The following is a 15687-nucleotide window of genomic DNA, read 5'->3' as shown; positions in this document are numbered from 1 at the left end:
TAGGGGGAATTTTTTAGATCGAGAATCTCATCATATTTTTCGGGGTCAATTCCTTCCATGGGGCAGGTATCAATGCCCATTAAGGCGGCGGACTGCATGAGGAAACCCAGGGCAATGTAGCATTGTCGGGCGGCCCAGGCGTTTTTGTCTTTTACTTGATTTCCCTTGGTGACATTGCCAACCACCAAATTTTTGTAAGTGAGGATGCTGTCTTCTGAAATTCCGCGAACCTCGCACATACGTCGGATAAATTTTTCGACATGGGCTTCGTCAATATCCTTCAAATAACAAAGAACCACATAGTGACAAGCTTCTTCGACTTGAGCTTGATTCCAGGAATGTGCGCGCAGTTTTTTTCTGAGTTCCTGATTTTGCACAATCAAAAATTTCCAGGGTTGCAGACCATAAGAAGAAGGACTGAATATCAGACTTTGGCAGAGGGCCTTCCATTGGTCCTCCGGAATTTTTTTGGATGAATCAAAAGATTTTGTGGCATAGCGCCATTGCAGTTGTGTGATTAAATCGTTTGAAGAAATAAAATGCATTCGCCCTCCTTTGCTGAGTGAGCCTCCCTTTAATCACTTAGCGGCGCTTGAGACAAGCAATATAACTTCAATCTTTACGATACCCTTTTGACAAACCCATACTTATACAACCACATTAAAATAAATTCTCCCTGACTAATAGAACTCAAGTCTGCTACTCGAAAACCTTTCCCTCCCATTTGCAGCACTTGAAGCACTGCATCCACAGGCAGAAATTCATCCAGACTCGGCGGATTTTCCAGGGGGATGTTTCCTTGCAAGGCCTCCTGGCCCAGGGGGCTAATCTGAAAAGAATCCTCTTCTGTTAAAACTTGAGTGGCGTAGTGTGAAAAGATTTGGTGATAGTTCAAGGTGTAGAGTCTTTCTTTTACAGCTCCGGTCGATTTGTTTTTTACTGGGATATTTTGTTGAGAAAGATTTTCCCATAAATCCAGATATTGCGGAATCACCTGGCTCCAGTCATAGGCCGATGATTTTTGTCTGGCCTGCCTTGCCATGTCTTGTCTCAACTCCTCGTTCGTAATCAGTGATAAAATCTTTTCCGTAAATATTTCCAAATCCGTCGCGGTGGATTGAGAAAAATAAAGATGATTCATCGCATCGATTTGCAGGGCAGCGGTTTCCCCCATAAAATCCAGGTGACTGGGAATGAGGGTGGGGATGAGAAAACCTTCTTTTTCGTTTTCAATAAGACTCTTGTATCCGTTCCAATCGGCCGCGACAATGGGTAAGCCGGAGGCCAGGGCTTCCAGGATGCTGAGCCCAAACGTTTCTTGGGGATTATCATTGGGCGCCAAAAAAACTTGAGCCCTTTGCAGTAAAGATTTTTTTAGTTCTTCACTGGGATTTTTTTTAAAACTGATTTGAGAGTTTATTCCCAGGCTGTGGCTATAGGCAGACAAATCCTCCAGATAGGCCTCTTCCTCACAGGCCCCGGCTAATATTAATCTCGATTTTTTTGGGCTGCGTTTTATCAATTCTCTAAAGACAATTAGCAGAGGTTTTAAATCGCATTTGGTAAACAGGGAAATTCTGCCCAAATATAAAAGCACAAATTCCTCTTGGGGAAATTCTGGGTAGAGATTGTGTGCAGGAGTTTTCTGAAAGTCCGCACAATGAATAGCCAGAGGGATTTGCGGGGTAGCTAGTGGATTTAAATCGAAGGCATGGGTGATTTCACTTTGTAATTTTCGTAATACTTTTACTGCAGCAGGGCTGGTGCAGATGAGGGCGTCCGTCGCTTGAGGGCTGGCAAGCAGGCTTAAATAAAGCCATTCCAGAAAGGGGGCAGACCCCAGAGAATGGGTGACCCCTGTGACAGCCATGGGCGTTGGATTCAGTTTTTTAATTTCAAAGGCCCGGTAAAGATCGGGGCTAGGATAATGCAATGCCTGCAGGGGTTTTTCTTTCAGAAATTTTGAAAGTTCGGAGAAAGTAATAATGGGACAAGAGTTTTGATGAGGAGAAAAAACTTGTTCCTGTACAATTTGTTTTTCCCAATGGCCGCTGACCAGCAGGCTGACGGAATGCTCTGCCTTGTATTGCAGCAGGGCCTTCAAAAAACCGAGGTTTGCCATTCCTCGGCCATTCAGTTTTTGGGTTTGATTTTGCAGAACGAGAGAATCCGTGTAGAAAAGTAATCCTATATGCATGAAAAAGATTGTGGCATAGATTTCAAAAGAGGGAAGATATTTTTATTCCTTTGCTGGAAACCATTATGATTTCATCCACCTCCCATTCTGATCCAATTCTCTTTCAACTCTTTGTAGTTTTTGCCGTGGCAAAGCTTGCGGCAGAAATCTTTGAGCGTTTAAAACAGCCTGCAGTGGTAGGCGAAATTTTAGCCGGTGTACTCCTGGGGCCCAGTGTTTTAGGCTGGATTCACGGAGGTGAATTGCTGAGTGCCTTGTCGGAAATAGGGGTTGTTTTTTTACTTTTTACAGTGGGCTTGGAAGTGAAGCCTTCCTCGCTGTTCAAGGTAGGAAGAAGAGCGTTTAGTGTGGCCAGCTTGGGAGTGTTGGTTCCTTTTATCATGGGATGGGGGCTCATGAGGATACACGGCGAACTCCCGCTGCAGCAAATTTTTATAGGGGCGGCGCTGGTGGCCACCCGTGGGGGAATTACAGCACGCGGGTTGGCGGGTCTTGGAAAATTGTCTAGTGAAACAGCGCAAATCATTCTGGCAGCGGCGGTCATTGATGATATTTTGGGCCTACTGATTTTAAGCGGAGTGAGTGCCCTGGCAAAGGGGCATTTAAATTATATGGAGCTTGCTACTACGGCGGGGCTTTCGATTGCCTTTATCTTGTTCATGATTTTTTTAAGCTCGCGTTTGATGAAAAAATCTCAAGGGCTTTTAGATAAACTCAAAGTAGGTCACGCTTATTTTGTGGTGGGGCTTATCCTCTGTTTTGGCCTTTCTTATCTGGCCACGAAAGTGGGTGTTGCAGCCATCATTGGTGCTTTTTTTGCGGGCATGGCTCTTTCTGAAATTTCAGAAGGGACAGAAATTCATCATTATTCCGTAGGGGTGATGGAATTTTTGGTCCCTTTTTTTTTGGTGGAAATTGGTTTACAGCTTGAACTGAATGTTTTTAAAGATTGGCATGTGATCTCACTGTCTCTTCTCCTGACAGTGTTTGCCGTTGCGAGCAAAATTTTAGGTTGTGGTTTGGGAGCTTTGGGCATGGATAAAAAATCTATACTCAAAATTGGAGTAGGCATGGTGCCACGCGGTGAAGTGGGGATTATCGTGGCCCAAATTGGATTTTCGATGGGAGTGCTGAACTCTCAACTCTATGCAGTCGTAGTTTTTATGGCGGTGGCGACTACGCTGCTTGTTCCTCCTTTTTTGAAAATTCTTTTTTCTTCAAAAAAGCGGGCAGCAAGATCAGGCTGAAGAAAAGTGAAGTTACCAAGCCCCCTAAGATCATCACCGCAAAAGGTCTTGCGGTTTCGGCTCCAATGCCGTGTGAAAATGCTGCGGGAATCAAGCCGACAATAGCGACTCCGCTGGAGATGAGGATAGCACGGCCTTCATCTGCCAACGATTCGTGGGCGGAACCATTGTGGTTAAAGCGTGAGATCAGCATCATCCCTGTCAAGAAAGTAACTCCCATCAAAACAATAGCACCCGCTGAGGCCGAAATGCTTAAGTTTAATCCCAGGAATCTGAGTAAGCCCAATCCGCCTACCAGGCCGAAAGGAATCTCCCAGAGTAAAAGCAGCACCGAAGAAAAGTTTCCAAACCAGGAATAAAGAATCAAAAGGATGAAGGCAAAACAAAGTGGGACAATCAGCATTAATTGCTGGGCAGCGCGTTCTGCGTTTTCAAAGGCTCCAGCCCATTCCAAATGGTAGTGGGGAGGCAGTTTGACTTGTTGATTAATTTTGAGATTTGCTTCCTTTACAAATTCAACGACCGCTCGATCTCTTACCGAAGATTTTACGGCGATCCGTCTTTCTCCCAATTCTCTATAGATGCGGCTTACTCCCTCGACGAGTTTGGGATTTGCAACATCGCCCAAAGGAATTCGAGCACCGTCGGGAGTAAGGAGAGGTAAATTCGAGAGTGTGTCCAAACTGGGATTATCGGGGATGTCGGGTTTTACCAAAATATCGATATAGCGCCCAAATTCATCCATCATTTTGGTGGCGTATTTGCCCAACAGGGCACTTTCTAAAATGGATTCCGCATCGGTTACACGTAATCCGTAGCGTGCAAGCAAATCCCGGTTCATGTTGAATTGCAATTCCGGGGAACCTAGAAGCTGCTCTACACCTACATCCTGAGCGCCTGGAACAGATTGAACAATGTCTTTTATTTGAAGCGCCAGATTTTGTAGCTCTTCTAACTTGGGTCCAAAAACCTTGACGACCAGCTCCCCTTTTACACCACTAATGGCTTCATCCACATTGTCTTTAATGGGTTGAGAAAAATTGAATTGAATTCCGGGAAACACTTTGAGTTTGTCTTCGCCCAGTTTTATGAATCCCTCGATGGAGGATGCAGATTCCCAATGTTCAGGGGAATCCAAGACCACAAAGAATTCTATGTTATCAAAGCCATTGATATCGGTTCCATCATCGGGTCTTCCGGTCTGGCTAATCACATCTTTTACTTCAGGGATAGTCATTAAGCGTTGCCTGATTTGCAAAGCTAGTTCAGAGGCTGATTCACGGGAGATGGTCTGAGGTGCGGTAGCCCTAATCCATAAAGCTCCCTCATTTAATTGAGGTAGAAATTCCCGCCCCAAGTTCCAGGTCAAAGAAAGAATGAGAAGAAGAAAAAAAATAAAACTATAAGTAAAAAGTTTTTTTTGTTTTGCTAAAAAAGAAGAAATACACTGACAGGAGTGAATGCAGCCTTCAAAGAAACGATCCAAGAATGCCTTGTGGGTCACTTGCGAAGGGCAAAGGGAGGCAAAGGCTGGCACAAAAAAAAGGGCTCCAATTTGTCCCCCCACCAAAGCAGACACCAGTGTGATTCCTAACGGCCTGAAAATGCGTCCCTCGACTCTTCCCAAACTTAAAATAGGAATAAAGGCGATGAGTAAAAGCAAGGCGCATAAAAATGCTGGCCCCAAAACTTTGGAGAGCGCGGTGGAGATCACTTCGGAGTTATTTTTTTTCTTGCTGAGAAGAGCCAGGATAACTGCCTCCGAAGCGAAAATGGCGGTTTCGACAATAATTCCAAAATCCACGGCTCCCAAAGAAATGAGGTTCGGAGCATAACCAAAAAGATTCACGCCGCTAAAGGCCATGAGCAAGGCAAAAGGAATAATAAGGGCCACGCCTAAAATAAGAGGCCAAAATTGTAAGCCCAAGCCGAGGATGAGGATGAGCACCACCAGAAAAATGCCAAACAAGATATTATGAAAAACGGTGTGGCTGGCGCGTTCAATCAACTGGGTTCGGTCGTAATAAGGGCTTATCAAAACGCCTTGGGGGAGAATCCCATGATTGAGCGCAGATATTTTTTCTCTTATTTTTTTGCAGGTGTCTAAGGTGTCCGATCCTTGTCGTAGTAAAATAATTCCTTCGACGACATCGTTAATTGTTCCACGGCCTACCTGTCCCAGACGCATTCGATGACCTAAAAGCACAGACCCGATATCCTGCACACGAATGGGAGTATTATGGTGGGTGCCAACCACGGCCGCTTCCAAATTTTCAGGTTTTTCATATAGACCTAGCGAACGAACGAGGTAGGCTTCGTCTCCGTGGGTGATCATTGAGCCCCCGGCGTTGGCGTGGTTAAAACTTAAGGCCTCGGCCACATCATCCAATTTTAAACCCATCGAGCTGAGTCTTCCCATGTTGATTTTGATTTCGATGGTGCGCATGGGGCCGCCAAAGCTTACGACATCAGCCACTCCAGGGATGCTTTTAAATTCTCTTTCCAAAGTCCAGTCTTCCAACAGGCGTTGTTCGTCCAAAGGTACTTCCCCTTCGAGGGAGTATCGGAATATTTCTCCCACGGGAGTGCTCTCGGGAGAGAGGCTGGGCGTAATGCCTTGAGGCAGTTCTACGGTGGAGAGGCGTTGAAAAACATCCAGCCTGGCTTGCTTGGTTTTGACATTGTCGTCAAAAGTGAGGGTGATGACACTCAGCCCAAAAATAGAAATGGAACGCTGATTGATCAAACCGGAAATCCCGTTGCTGGCTACTTCCAGAGGTTGGGTGATCTGGCGTTCTACTTCTTCTGCCGCCTTGCCAGGATATTGGGTGATGATTTGCACCTGAACATTGGTGAATTCCGGAAAGGCCTGGATCTCGCTGTTGTAGCTGACCCAGCCCCCGATCCCGAACAGAGTTAAGCAAAGCGCGATAAACAGAAGCGTTTGATGGTGTTGGAAGTAGATCCATTTTTCGAGCAGTGTTTTCATGGTTATTCTACTGTGCTCCGCTATTCATCTGGTTAAAGTAGAGCAGGGCGCCTTTGGAAAGCACCCAATCCCCAACTTTTAAATTTTGATCGGAATGAACTCGAATCAGGCTTTGCTGATCATTCTCGCTTAATATTTCCACTTCAATTGCAAGCGTTTTGTCAGCCTCTTTTTTTAAGACATATTGTTTGTTGTGACTGAAAACCAGGGCGGAAGGCAAAACTTTAAGGATAGAATCGGGGTTAATGCTTTCTATATCGATATCCGCGAAAACGAGGGCGTCCGGAACACTGCCAGCAGGGAGAGGGAGGGGTCTCAGACGTACATTTAAAGTTCGAGTGCTGGTCTCGATGACCGGCAGAACTTGTTCGATTTTGCTTTCCAGTTTAAGCCCGGGTTTTGAGGCCAGTTCTACTTTTACGGGCAGGCCCGGTTTTACTCGATAAAGGTCGCGTTCAGGGACGTCCAGTTCAACGGTGAGACGAGAAGTGTCAATCAAGGTGGCGATATTGTCACCCACATTAAAATTGGCCCCTAATTCCACGGCCCTTTTACTGAGTATTCCTTTAGAAGAAGCCATAAGGCGACAGCTATTTTCTTGGGCACTGATTCCCAATAGTTTTTCACGATGATTTACGCTCGCTAAAAGATCACTCAGTCCTTTACTTTGAGCGACTCGTTTTTCTTCCACCAGTGAAAGACACTCTGGACTATTGATCCCAAAGAGAGCGCTGCCTTCTTGGATGTATTCTCCATCTTTTCGAAAGAGAGCAGTAATTCTTCCTTGAACCCGCGCCGAGACAATACTCAAGGCACCTTCCTGAGGAATGACTTGCCCGCTTACCCGGAGATTGGTGCTTAGATCTCCCGACTGCACGACACTCCAGGAATTGTCCTGGCCCAAGGCCTGCGGCGAAACAGCGGCGCAAATGAAAGAGAAACTCATCAATAATAGAAGTAAATTATTTTTCATAACAATCCTGAAGGCACCTTAAATGGGATGAAATGACGGAGACTCGAAGTTGCAGATCTTGAGTCTTTAAATCGCTGAGTGTTTTTTGAGCCATTACCAATTCCGCAAAACCGAGCTTGGCGGTTTTATAGGCCGAGAGGGTGCTTTCCACTAGGGCTTCGGCCATCGCCAGGTCTTTGTTGCGAAGTTCGGTCAAACGTTTTTTGCTGCGCTTATACTCCAGGGCAGCGTCCTGGTGGCTGGCCTTTCCGGTGATCAGGCGTAGCTGGGCCTGATACTGGTCGATGATGGCCTGATTTTTCGTTTTTCTATTTTCGGCATTTTCATGAAAAAAATAAAAAAGTGGGGTCGCAATTGAAATCCCATAGCTGTGAGTCCAGGTGTCTCCATTGGGTGAAGCCATTTCAATGCGGTAATGATTACGGGAATAATTAAAACTGAGATCTGGCAAACCATTCACCCAGGCGGTTTTGTAGACGGCCTGAGCCTTTTGTAGATCGGCCTTTGCCCGCAGCTCGTCGGCACTTTCGGCAACCCCTATGCGATCTAATACTTCCTGGGGGAGGTCATCGGGCAGAGCATATTTTTCGTCTAGAGGGAGTTCCTTGCCCAGTAAGGCAGAAAGCTTTTGGCAGCTGTTTTTCTTCTTGTCCTGACTTAAGCTTAAATCGCTGCGGAGTTGTCTGACCTGAAGTTCACTACTGATCAGTTCCGGCATCGAAGAGGCCCCCGACTCATAGCGTGAGGTCATGGTCTTGGTGAGCATCTCCGCGTTCTCCACATTTTTTTCTAAAAGTCGATTATTCTCATCGGCCAGCGCACAATCTAAATAGCTTTGCAGAATTGTTTGACTTAAATCATAACGATTGGCCTCCAGCTCGGCTTGTGCCTGTCTGGAGTTCGCTTGATACAAAGGGTGTTCAAAAAAAGTTTTCCCAGGAAAGCCCAAGTTTTGAGTAAGGGCAAAAGAATCTGTGCTGTCTGAATCGATTCTGGAATATTGAAAACTGGGGGAGTTGGGGATGAAGTGGCGCCAGAGGTCGCTTTTAGAAATTTGATTTAACTTTTCAGAAGCCTCCAAGTGAGGCGCCTGTGCAAAGGCCATTTGCATAGCCTCTTCCAGACTCAAAGCAAAAGAAGATCGTGTTTCCAAAATAGAAAAAATAAAAATCAGATTTAATAAAAATCGTGCACGCATATTATGTTTTTTTAAGAGCAGCACTCAGCTTCATGTAATAAAGGGAAGCAAAACCCAGGATGGCAAAATCATCCACAAGGCCAAACCCGGGGATGGCATCGGGAATAAGATCAATGGGGGTGATGAGATAAAAAAGAGAACCGTAAGCAATGAGTTTTTGAAAACCGGAAAGCTGTTTTGAAGTCAGGGCTTCCCACAGCGTAGAGATGCGTTCAGCCCAGGCTTTGCTCCGTTTTTTAAATCCAAAAATTTGGGATTTGTTCTGATCAACCTGATCTTTTCTTTCAGTGGAAGCCCCAATTTGGGCTAGGGAAGAGAGGATGGCCTCGTTGCCCTCAGCATCGCTTTTACCATAGCGATACAGGCATTTTTCATCCAAGCCCAAATTTTTGAGTATCGCTTCAAAAGAATGAACTTTTTGTTTTTTTAAAACTTCTTTTACTACGGGATTCTTCGCGTCCAAAATTCCTTCTTGGGTGAGTTGTTGTGTGAGAGAAAGAATGGGCCCTTGGTAGAGGGCGGGAACTTCCTCGTAGGTGTCCTTATTGCGCCAACGCCGGAGTGTCATGCCGGATATTCCCAGGCGTTTTGCAAATGCTTCCGGAGAGAGTTTGCTGAGTTGGATAAGATTTAACAAATGTGAATACTTCATTAACATTTGTTAATTCATAACTTAGCAAGGCTTGTCAATCGCCTTTTTAGATAGCAAACACAAAAATACTAATGACAATCCTTTTTCTTTTCATGACAATCTCCTGCAACCAATATTTTAATTTGAGGGGTCACTATGAAGAGAATTTTTTTGACGTTAATTTTCGTATTGTCTTTTGTGTCGGTGGTTTCGGCACAATTGCCATTGATCAACCTGGATGGCAGTTTGAAATATAAAGACCTTAAAGTGGGTAAGGGGGAAGAGGCCTTGAGCGGTAAGGTTCTTGTTGTTGATTATAGCGGCTGGATTTTAAAAAGTAATGGCAACAGGGGTGTGAAATTTGATAGCTCTTATGATGCCGGCAGGCGCTTTGAATTTAGGCTAGGGGCCGGGGACGTGATTAAAGGTTGGGATGAAGGTGTTGTTGGAATGCATGTGGGAGGAATAAGAGAGCTTCGAATTCCCTCCAAGTTAGCTTATGGATCTCAGTCCATTGGGAAAAAAATTCCCCCGAGTTCAAATTTAATTTTTGAAATAGAGTTGTTGGAAGTAAAATAGGCAATCGTTTGTCAAAAGGCTTTGGAGCTGGATTCTATGGGTTCCTTACTTTTACTCCACGTTCCTTTAAATATTTTTTTACATCTCCCACTGTAAATTCCCCAAAATGAAAAATGGAAGCAGCCAGTGCGGCTTGTGCTCCTCCGGTATGGAGCCCTTCATAAATATGTTCCAGATTGCCAACCCCACCCGAGGCAACCACGGGAATATGAACTGCTGAAGAAACTTCTTTCAGCAGACAAATGTCGTAGCCCGATTTGGTGCCGTCTTTATCCATGCTGGTGAGCAAAATTTCTCCGGCTCCATATTTTTCCATTTTGTGTGACCAGTGAATGGCGTCTAAACCAGTGGGGGTACGTCCCCCATGGGTGAAGACTTCCCAGCTGTCCAGAGAACGTTTGGCATCGATGGCCACCACGACGCACTGAGATCCAAATTTTTCGGCTGCTTTTTTAACAAATTCCGGGTCTTTTACGGCGGCCGTGTTGATGGATACTTTGTCGGCTCCTGCTTTCAGCAAAGCGCGGATATCTGCCAAACTCCGTATGCCACCGCCTACGGTGAGGGGCATGAACACAGTTTCTGCGGTTCTTTTGACCACATCAAAAATAATATCCCGGTTTTCGTGTGAGGCAGTAATATCCAAAAAGCAAAGCTCATCTGCCCCTTGGGCATTGTAGGCCTTGGCGACTTCTACGGGATCACCCGCATCTACCAAATTTAAAAATTGGGTTCCTTTGACGACTCGACCGGCTTTTACATCCAGACAGGGGATAATTCTTTTGGTTAGCATAATTTGTGAGGCGTGAGGCGTGAAGCGTGAAGCGTAACAAAAAACGAGAGACGCTTCACGAAATACGCTTTACGCGATAGAACTCAGCAAGGCTATTGCTTCCTTCAAATTCAGCGTGCCTTCGTAAATGGCTTTTCCTGTAATGGCACCCAGAATTTTAGGAGGATTCATTTCTCTTAATTTTTGTACGTCGTTTAAGTCTTTCAAGCCCCCGGCCAGAATGACAGGTAGACTTACTTTAGAAACAAAATCTAAAATGCTTTCAAAGTTGAAACCTGAAAGCATACCATCGCGCTGAATGTCGGTATAGACAATGCAGCTTACTCCCGCGTCTTCAAATTTTTTTGCGAGTTCTTCTGCACTCAAATTTTGGACTTTGGTCCAGCCCTGGGTGGCTATTTTTGCATCTTTGACATCAATTCCGACGGCAATTTTTCCGGGGTATTTCCGGCAGGCCCTTTTGACGAAGTCGGGATCTTGATAAGCAATGGTACCCAAAATGACTCGATCGGCCAGGCATTCTTCCAGATAAATGGCGAGATGAGCTTCCGTGCGGATGCCCCCGCCAATCTCATAAGCCTTGCCTTGTTTTTTGAGAAGGTTTCCAATTTCTCGGATAATAGGGTGGTTAACGGGCTTTCCTTCCAAAGCGGCATCCAGATCTACCAGATGCAAAGTGTTTGCGCCTGCCTGTATCCACCTCTCGGCTATTTCCAGGGGCTTGTCCGAATAAATTTTTACTTGGGCATAATCACCTCGGGTGAGGCGGACGACCTGAGAGGCTTTTAAATCGATGGCGGGTAAAATTTCCATACTTATTTTTTTCGTCCGTAATCATCTTGAAGTCGGACAATATCATCTTCCCCAAAATAACTACCGCGTTGAATTTCAATAAATACGATCGGGATGTTGCCATCGTTGCAGATGCGGTGACTGGCTTCCTGCGGGATGTCGATGTAATCGCCCACTTTTAAGCGCATTTCCTGATCATTCAAAATGACCAATGCTTCTCCCTCAACAATTAGCCAGTGTTCTTGCCGTTTGTGATGAAGCTGATAGCTCAGTCGCTTGTCGGGAAGTACCGTAATCTTTTTTACTTTACAGTAGGGTTCATCCAACAAGACCTCCCATTTTCCCCAGGGAGGGCTTCCTACTTTGGCGTGTGGGTCTAAACTCATGTTCTCTCTCCTAAAGGTTAAGCCTTTTGACGATGCACGTACTCAGAAAAAAGAAGAGTGGCAATGAGAAAAAACAGCACTAAAAACTCAGCTGCAGCGAGCTAACTTGCCATGAAAATGAGAAGCAAGACCTTGAATAAAGGCAATCCCCCACGGGGTGTGGGGGCTACCTCAGTCCGCAAAAATTTGCAACACAGCTTTCTATATTCGTTCGTCCACGTGATCCTTTGAAGAGCTAATACCCACCTTATTGTTTGTGGGAGAGCTATCAAAGGCTTCCACTCGGCGAGGGACTGTTCCCTTATCTGAACTGGCAGAACTAGAGGCGGCAGGTATTGCTATTTTTGTGGCTGTATCCTGTGAGGCAGAGGGGGTAGGTAAAATTGTGCTTAATGCATCGAGTGACATAAGTCACCTCCAGTTAAAGACAGTTTTCAGGTTTAATTTCCGGTCTTCAGTTATCTTTCTGCTAACCGGAAATTTTATCCCGACGACTGTATTAAAAGATCGCTTCCATTGATCGAAACGGATTTTGGGAGGAATACTTTAAAAAAATGTGGAGGGAATTTTCTTTGAGGTTCAAAAAAAGAGATCGAATCTTAACAAGTCTCATCAGCTGTTACATCAGAAGTCTCTGTCTAAAGTTTAGAGGCCTGTTTTAAGACTTTCTTGAAATCACCATAATAGTCTTCAAAAGTATCCCCTATACTCGTGTAGGTGAACAAGATGACTTGCAGGGGCCCAATCTTTCTTGTCCAGAGCTCCTGCCGAAGACCATCGGAACTGTTTATCCTGAATGTCTGCCAGTCCTTTCCCTCTAAACTCTTTACTTCTACGGGACTTACTTGAGCCTCTTTATAAGTTTGTTTATCCTCTGCCAATAGTTTTCTAATTTCAACGAGGTAGACCTTTGCATCCATCGGGATGTAATCGGTTCTCGCGTCAATCGATAATGCGGCCTCAAGTTTCTTGTGGTTTAAGGATAAAAACTCTTTATCTTGGTCTTGAGTGCTTTTTTTGCTCCATTTCCATTCATTACTCGGTAAACTGAAATGTTTGCGGAGAGAGGTGTTGGAGATGTCGCTCAGAACCACTCTGGAACTGATGAAAAAAATACAGAAAACCAAAAAAGTGAATTTAAAAATGTGTAATCTTTTTTTCATAAAGGGTCTCCCTTAATCAATATCAATAAAAAGCGGGAAGAGGGTCTCGGTCCCGCCTGAAAACGTAAAAAACGCCATTCTGAAAAGTGTACAGTGATTTAAGACAGGTAGCAATCATTTCTTGAGGCACTCGTCTTAAGCCCAGTGATTGTCTAGCTTTCCCAATTTAAAAAAGTTTACACCTTGCGTCAATTAACGGCCCGCTGATGGGCTTAAGGACTCTATTGGATGGGAATCTAATTGCTTGACAAGTCTTGCTAAAAATAGTTAGCGTTTCCGAAATTAATCAAAAAAGAAAGGAGGTTCAATAATGAAAAAAATAGCCCTATTTTTTGTTTTAAGTTTAGCCCTTTTCGGTATTTCCCGTACTTCCTCGGCTTACATTGAAAATTGTTACGAAGAAGCTTGTGAGCTTCCAAAAGCTTCTGCATCACAGTTTTTTATGGATGATGTGAATGGCTTGGATGAGATTGATAGCCTTTCACCCATTCCCGTCTCAGGAAAGTTTTGGCCAGTAGATGGAATTATTACCGGGCATTTTGGAAAGTGGCGAGGCGGAAGGCATGGCGGTCATGTTCATGTGGGCGTGGATATCGCGGCTCCTATTGGGACCAATGTGGTGGCGCCTCTCAATGGCACAGTGATTTTTGTCGGGAGGAAGGGGGGCTATGGTCTAACAGTGATTGTGGATCATGGAGACGGTGTGGCTACCTTGTATGCACACAATTCTGAAGTGATCGTTTCCGAAGGGGATATCCTCAAAAAAGGGGATCTCATTTCAAAGGTAGGTTCTTCCGGACACAGCACCGGGCCTCACCTGCATTACGAAGTTAGGCTGGATGGATATCCTGTGAATCCTTTAGCCTGGACGGAGAAGCTTCAAATCGAGAGATCTTAATCTTTGGAGAGATTAAATTTTCGAATGCCCCTTGGGAAACCTTGGGGTATTTTTTTTGTTCGATCTTTTGTTTTTCATGAAGACTCCAACCTTTGAATGATTTCAAGGTCGGCTTCGGGAAAGGGATAATCTTTTAATTCTTCCGGGTAAACCCATTTTAAATCGGCACATTCGATTGTCTTTGGCGTACCGCTGACCAGGTCACAAAGGAAAAAATATAATTTGAGAGAGACTTCAGGATAGGAATGAGTGAGCTCTTCAAAAAGTTGAGTGGGTTTTACTTCTACATCGATTTCTTCCAAGCACTCTCGAATCACACATTGCTCGGGAGTTTCCTGTCTTTCTACTTTTCCTCCAGGAAACTCCCAGAAATGCCCCAGATGGGATTTTTTTAAACGTTTTGTAATGAGATACCGGCCCTCTTTTTTAATGATGGCAGCAGCAACTTCAATGAGACGTTTAGGAGGCGAGGGCATGAACCAGTTTAGAAAGACGAGAAATCTTGCGAGCCGCACTCCCCTTGTGCAAGATCCTTTTGCCGACTGCTTTTTGAAGTAGACGGGAAGCCCCTTTGAGAAGGTCAGTAGCCAGGTTTTTATCTTTTTTGCTTGCGGCCTCCTTCACTTTTTTTACGGCAGTCTTCAAAGTTGAATTGACGCTTACATTGCGTTCATGCCTTTTGAGGGATTGCTTTTGTCGCTTGATCTGACTTTTGTGTCTGCCTTTGGGGAGTTTTTTCTTTTTTACAGGATCAGCCATGATTTCTTCCTTCGCTATAAAGTGAATAAATAAAAAGATTTATTTTTTAGAGTTTGGCAGGTATCAAAAATAACTAAAATTTGTCAAACACATAAAAGGATTTTCCATGTCATACGAATACGTCTACGGTTTTCAACCCATCCTGGAAATTTTAAAGGCCGAGCGCCGAGAGGTATTTGAACTTTATCATTCATCCAGGAACTTCGATGCGGTGAGTAGGTCCCTTATCGAGAAGGCCAAAAAAAGAGGCTTGAGTCTCAAGGAAGTCTCCAAGGAAAAACTTTCAGAGTTGAGTGCCCAGGCCCTGCATCAGGGGCTAGTATTAAAAACGGAAGCCTATCCCTATGTGGACGAAGGCTTTTTAATCGAGCAAATGAGGGGAAGACAAAACCTTTTCATTCTTATTTTGGATCAGATTCAAGATCCTCAAAATTTGGGAGCCATTCTTCGAACGGCCCATTGTGCGGGGGTAGATGCCGTATTTATTCCCGAGCGACGTGCCTGTGAAATTACCCCTCTAGTACAAAAGGTGAGCGCCGGGGCTTCGGAATATTTAAAGATTTCTCTCGCCAAAAATCTGGCGCGACTCATCGATTTTCTTAAAGAATTCCCTGTGTGGGTTTATGGTGCCTGCGCGGAGGCGAAGGCAGCGTATACGGATCTGGATTATTCGGGATCTGTGGCTTGGGTGATGGGAAATGAGGGGGAGGGGCTGCGTTCTTTGGTAAAACAAAAATGTGATGCCTTGGTTTCCATCCCTCTTCGGGGGCGGATTGATTCTTTAAATGTTTCGGTGGCAACGGGTATTTTATTGTATGAGGTCTTGAGACAAAGGGTTTTAAAAAAGTAGGAAAACAGGAGATTCGCCTTGACAAGCATTTCTCTTGAAAATATAAACTCGCGGCTTTCGTCTAGGCCCCAGTGCGTCGAGGGTCTTGGTTTCAGATTCAAAATTAGACTTAAATATGAGTGGTTTTTGTGACCTTTTGGGGGGAGTGTTTCTTTTGCCGGCGTAGCTCAGCTGGTAGAGCAACTGATTTGTAATCAGTGGGTCACCGGTTCGATTCCGGTCGCTGGCTCTC

At 44.8% G+C, this 15687-nt stretch carries 17 protein-coding genes and 1 tRNA gene; 5 read left to right on the top strand and 13 right to left on the bottom strand.

All coding sequences use genetic code 11. From position 1 onward, the window contains the following. Both HQM15_04715 and HQM15_04710 read right to left on the bottom strand, forming a co-directional pair. On the bottom strand, nucleotides 1–545 hold a 545-nt coding region (locus tag HQM15_04715; GenBank protein ID MBF0492060.1), incomplete at its 3' end, for an NAD(P)H-dependent oxidoreductase. A gap of 74 nt (nucleotides 546–619) precedes the next feature. Beyond that, nucleotides 620–2197, bottom strand: coding sequence for a glycosyltransferase family 4 protein (locus HQM15_04710; protein MBF0492059.1), 1578 nt, complete (start codon nucleotides 2195–2197; stop codon nucleotides 620–622). A gap of 65 nt (nucleotides 2198–2262) precedes the next feature. On the opposite strand from HQM15_04710, the gene HQM15_04705 reads away from it, so the two are divergent. Continuing rightward, nucleotides 2263–3444 (top strand): cation:proton antiporter, encoded by a 1182-nt coding sequence (locus HQM15_04705; GenBank protein MBF0492058.1) that lies wholly within the window; start codon nucleotides 2263–2265, stop codon nucleotides 3442–3444. Here the strand turns inward: HQM15_04705 and HQM15_04700 are convergent. The 4 genes from HQM15_04700 to HQM15_04685 are packed head-to-tail and all read right to left on the bottom strand — an operon-like array spanning nucleotide 3374 to nucleotide 9256. Continuing rightward, nucleotides 3374–6433: an efflux RND transporter permease subunit gene (locus HQM15_04700; protein ID MBF0492057.1), complete on the bottom strand. Its 3060-nt coding sequence runs from the start codon at nucleotides 6431–6433 to the stop codon at nucleotides 3374–3376. The genes HQM15_04705 and HQM15_04700 overlap by 71 nt on opposite strands. Before the next feature lie 7 nt (nucleotides 6434–6440). Beyond that, nucleotides 6441–7406, bottom strand: coding sequence for an efflux RND transporter periplasmic adaptor subunit (locus HQM15_04695; GenBank protein MBF0492056.1), 966 nt, complete (start codon nucleotides 7404–7406; stop codon nucleotides 6441–6443). Next, nucleotides 7396–8604: a TolC family protein gene (locus HQM15_04690; GenBank protein ID MBF0492055.1), complete on the bottom strand. Its 1209-nt coding sequence runs from the start codon at nucleotides 8602–8604 to the stop codon at nucleotides 7396–7398. The genes HQM15_04695 and HQM15_04690 overlap by 11 nt, the downstream gene beginning before the upstream one ends. A gap of 1 nt (nucleotide 8605) precedes the next feature. Next, complete coding sequence (locus tag HQM15_04685) at nucleotides 8606–9256, bottom strand: DUF1232 domain-containing protein (GenBank protein MBF0492054.1); 651 nt, start codon at nucleotides 9254–9256, stop codon at nucleotides 8606–8608. A gap of 135 nt (nucleotides 9257–9391) precedes the next feature. Here HQM15_04685 and HQM15_04680 point away from each other — a divergent pair, with 135 nt between their 5' ends. Then, nucleotides 9392–9814, top strand: coding sequence for an FKBP-type peptidyl-prolyl cis-trans isomerase (locus tag HQM15_04680; GenBank protein ID MBF0492053.1), 423 nt, complete (start codon nucleotides 9392–9394; stop codon nucleotides 9812–9814). A 34-nt stretch (nucleotides 9815–9848) separates the two neighbouring features. Here HQM15_04680 and hisF read toward each other — a convergent pair whose 3' ends face one another. From hisF to HQM15_04655, 5 genes are all read right to left on the bottom strand, one after another. Beyond that, nucleotides 9849–10607 carry an imidazole glycerol phosphate synthase subunit HisF gene (hisF, locus tag HQM15_04675; protein ID MBF0492052.1) on the bottom strand — a complete coding sequence of 253 codons (759 nt, stop codon included), beginning with the start codon at nucleotides 10605–10607 and terminating at the stop codon, nucleotides 9849–9851. 69 nt (nucleotides 10608–10676) lie between these two features. Continuing rightward, the gene (gene hisA / locus HQM15_04670) at nucleotides 10677–11420 is read right to left on the bottom strand and encodes a 1-(5-phosphoribosyl)-5-[(5-phosphoribosylamino)methylideneamino]imidazole-4-carboxamide isomerase (GenBank protein MBF0492051.1); all 744 of its coding nucleotides are present in this window, start codon (nucleotides 11418–11420) and stop codon (nucleotides 10677–10679) included. A 2-nt stretch (nucleotides 11421–11422) separates the two neighbouring features. Then, nucleotides 11423–11785: a phosphomannose isomerase type II C-terminal cupin domain gene (locus HQM15_04665; protein MBF0492050.1), complete on the bottom strand. Its 363-nt coding sequence runs from the start codon at nucleotides 11783–11785 to the stop codon at nucleotides 11423–11425. Nucleotides 11786–11986: 201 nt separating this feature from the next. Continuing rightward, the gene (locus HQM15_04660) at nucleotides 11987–12193 is read right to left on the bottom strand and encodes a hypothetical protein (GenBank protein MBF0492049.1); all 207 of its coding nucleotides are present in this window, start codon (nucleotides 12191–12193) and stop codon (nucleotides 11987–11989) included. Between the two features lie 230 nt (nucleotides 12194–12423). Continuing rightward, nucleotides 12424–12948 (bottom strand): hypothetical protein, encoded by a 525-nt coding sequence (locus tag HQM15_04655; GenBank protein MBF0492048.1) that lies wholly within the window; start codon nucleotides 12946–12948, stop codon nucleotides 12424–12426. 310 nt (nucleotides 12949–13258) lie between these two features. Between HQM15_04655 and HQM15_04650 the strand changes: the two genes are divergently transcribed. After that, a complete protein-coding gene (locus HQM15_04650) occupies nucleotides 13259–13846 on the top strand; it encodes a M23 family metallopeptidase (protein ID MBF0492047.1) in 588 nt (195 codons plus the stop codon). Between the two features lie 74 nt (nucleotides 13847–13920). On the opposite strand, the gene mutT is transcribed toward HQM15_04650, so the two are convergent. Together mutT and rpsT are read right to left on the bottom strand one after the other, a co-directional pair. Beyond that, a complete protein-coding gene (mutT, locus tag HQM15_04645; GenBank protein ID MBF0492046.1) occupies nucleotides 13921–14322 on the bottom strand; it encodes an 8-oxo-dGTP diphosphatase MutT in 402 nt (133 codons plus the stop codon). Beyond that, nucleotides 14306–14605 carry a 30S ribosomal protein S20 gene (gene rpsT / locus HQM15_04640; GenBank protein MBF0492045.1) on the bottom strand — a complete coding sequence of 100 codons (300 nt, stop codon included), beginning with the start codon at nucleotides 14603–14605 and terminating at the stop codon, nucleotides 14306–14308. Before rpsT ends, mutT begins: the two co-directional genes overlap by 17 nt. A 106-nt stretch (nucleotides 14606–14711) precedes the next feature. Here rpsT and rlmB point away from each other — a divergent pair, with 106 nt between their 5' ends. Then, nucleotides 14712–15455: a 23S rRNA (guanosine(2251)-2'-O)-methyltransferase RlmB gene (gene rlmB, locus HQM15_04635; GenBank protein MBF0492044.1), complete on the top strand. Its 744-nt coding sequence runs from the start codon at nucleotides 14712–14714 to the stop codon at nucleotides 15453–15455. 156 nt (nucleotides 15456–15611) lie between these two features. Further along, a tRNA-Thr gene (locus HQM15_04630) sits at nucleotides 15612–15684 on the top strand. Nucleotides 15685–15687: the final 3 nt, after the last annotated feature.

The sequence above is a fragment of the Deltaproteobacteria bacterium genome, from assembly GCA_015233135.1.
In the GTDB taxonomy this organism is placed as follows: Bacteria; UBA10199; UBA10199; order JADFYH01; family JADFYH01; genus JADFYH01.
The sequence above is the reverse complement of the archived record's forward strand: the minus strand, read 5'-3'. Positions and strand labels throughout refer to the sequence as shown.